Source organism: Candidatus Synechococcus spongiarum SH4, assembly GCF_000586015.1.
Lineage (GTDB): Bacteria > Cyanobacteriota > Cyanobacteriia > PCC-6307 > Cyanobiaceae > Synechococcus_B > Synechococcus_B spongiarum_F.
Genome location: NZ_JENA01000255.1, coordinates 1 through 2,287 on the forward strand (window position 1 = coordinate 1; position 2,287 = coordinate 2,287).

The 2,287-nt window shown below is 66.0% G+C and carries 3 protein-coding genes; 2 read left to right on the top strand and 1 reads right to left on the bottom strand.

Annotated features, from left to right (window positions below; all coding sequences use genetic code 11):
- The first annotated feature begins 2 nt into the window (after window positions 1-2).
- On the top strand, window positions 3-1,337 hold the full coding sequence (gene der, locus BG35_RS0109340; RefSeq protein WP_051506243.1) for a ribosome biogenesis GTPase Der: 1,335 nt from the start codon (window positions 3-5) through the stop codon (window positions 1,335-1,337).
- On the opposite strand, the gene BG35_RS13265 is transcribed toward der, so the two are convergent.
- Complete coding sequence (locus BG35_RS13265) at window positions 1,326-1,493, bottom strand: hypothetical protein (RefSeq protein WP_161632600.1); 168 nt, start codon at window positions 1,491-1,493, stop codon at window positions 1,326-1,328. The two genes, der and BG35_RS13265, sit on opposite strands and share 12 nt — an antisense overlap.
- Before the next feature lie 60 nt (window positions 1,494-1,553).
- Here BG35_RS13265 and BG35_RS0109350 point away from each other — a divergent pair.
- On the top strand, window positions 1,554-2,287 hold a 734-nt coding region (locus tag BG35_RS0109350; protein WP_025782610.1), incomplete at its 3' end, for a CbiQ family ECF transporter T component.

Below are 2,287 nucleotides of genomic sequence, written 5' to 3' on the forward strand. Positions count from 1 at the left end.
TGGTGAACCGTTTGGCGGGATCCCGCCAGGCCATTGTGGACGATCAGCCGGGCATCACCCGGGACCGCACCTACCAGGAGGCGGAATGGGTGGGGCGCCGCTTTCGCCTGGTGGATACCGGGGGGTTGGTGTTTGAGGACGACAGCACCTTTCTGCCGGAGATCCGTGAGCAGGTGGCCCTGGCCCTGGGGGAAGCCTGTGCCGTGGTGATGGTGGTGGACGGGCAGCAGGGGCTCACCACGGCGGATCAAACCATTGCCTCCTGGCTGCGCAATCATTCCCTGCCGGTACTGTTGGCGGTCAACAAGTGTGAATCGCCCCAAATGGGCGCCGCCCTGGCTGCCGACTTCTGGAGCCTGGGCCTGGGTGAGCCTCAACCGGTCTCCAGCATCCACGGGGTGGGCACCGGCGATCTTCTGGACCAGTTGCACGACCTGCTCCCCGAACAACAGCAGGATCAGGAGGCGGAACCCATTCAACTGGCCATCATCGGCCGGCCCAACGTGGGCAAGTCCAGCTTGCTGAATGCCGTCTGTGGGGAACCCCGCTCCATTGTCAGCCCCGTGAGCGGCACCACCCGGGATGCCGTTGATACGCAGATCCAGCGGCAGGGTCAATGCTGGCGCCTGGTGGACACCGCCGGGATTCGCCGCCGGGGCCGGGTGGCCTATGGACCGGAATTCTTCGGGGTGAACCGCAGTTTCAAGGCCATTGCCCGCAGTGATGTGTGTCTTCTGGTGATTGACGCCCTGGACGGCGTCACCGAGCAGGACCAGCGGCTGGCGGGGCGCATTGCCGAGGAAGGCCGCGCCTGCGTGGTGGTGGTGAACAAGTGGGACGCCGTTGCCAAGGACACCCACACCATGGCCGCCATGAAAAAACGCCTCTACGGCAAGCTTTATTTTGTGGACTGGGCCCCCATGACGTTCATCTCCGCCAGGACGGGGCAGCGGGTGGAGCGGATTTTCTCCCTGGCGAAAGCCGCGGTGGAGCAGCATCGGCGACGGGTGGGCACCAGCGTAGTGAACGAACTGCTCCGGGAGGCCCTTGCCTGGCGCAGCCCCCCCACCAGCCGCGGCGGCCGCCAAGGTCGGCTCTACTACGGCGCCCAGGTGGCCACCCGGCCGCCGTGTTTCAGTTTGTTCGTCAACGACCCCAAGCGGTTTACCGACAACTACCGGCGTTATATCGAACGGCAGATTCGGGAAGGGTTGGGCTTTGAAGGGTCGCCCCTGCGGCTGTTCTGGCGGGGCAGGAGTGAACGCCAGTCCCGGCGCGGCCTTGCCGCCGTCGTGTCGTCGTCCCAACAGGACGAAGAGGAGAAATCACCGCTCTGACGGTTCATCCCCCCAGCCCGTAAACTCCTGGGCCAAAGCATGGGCATCCGCCAGGCGCCCACTTTGCAGCAGGAGGTCACACCGTTGGCTGCGCCAGCGGGCAATGCTGTTCAGGAGGGCCAGGAGGGCGGGATCATGGGCGGATTCATCCTGCATCGCCACAGTGGGCTGAGGTGTCAGGCTACTGGTTGAGCCGCGCTGCCCTTCCCCTCTGCCATGGATTGGTTACGACAACTGCCCATGGGGCAATACGTGGATGGGGAGCGGGGCTGGATCCGCCGGGTGGACGTGCGCCTCAAGCTGGCCTGGACCCTGGCGTTTCTGATCACGCCGATTCTGGCCAACGGGGCCTGGCGCCTTGGCCTCGTGGGTCTGCTGCTGCTGCTGACGGCGGTTTGTGGTCTCCCCTGGTTGCTGTGGCGTCGCCTGATTCCCCTGCTGCTGGCGGCCTCTTGTCTGGTGGGCGCCGTTTTCCTGGTGATTCCCGCTGGCGTCACCGTGCCCCAGGCGCCCCAGCGCCCGGCGGAAGAGGTGCGGTTGCTGCCGGCGGACGCTCCCCGCTCCGCAGCGGGGGAACCCTGGCAACTCTGGCGGTGGGGACCCGTCGGCCGGCCGCCGTTGCAACTGGGACCCCTGGCGGTTAACCGGGCCTCTCTGGACCTGGCTCTCCGCAGCGGGACGCTGCTGTTCACCCTGGTTCACAGCGCCAACCTGCTGCTGACTTCCACACCGGCGGAAGACCTGGCCTGGGCCTTTGCCTGGATCCTGCGCCCCCTGGGACGCCTGGGGATTCCCACCACGGAATTGGGGTTCATGCTCCTGCTCTCCCTGCGCTTCTTGCCGCTGGTGCAGGAGGAGTTCCAGAATTTGCTGCGGGCCGTGGCCACCCGTTCCTTCCAACTGCGTCAACTGGGATTGAAGGGGGGCATGGCTTTGCTGCTGGGGCTTGG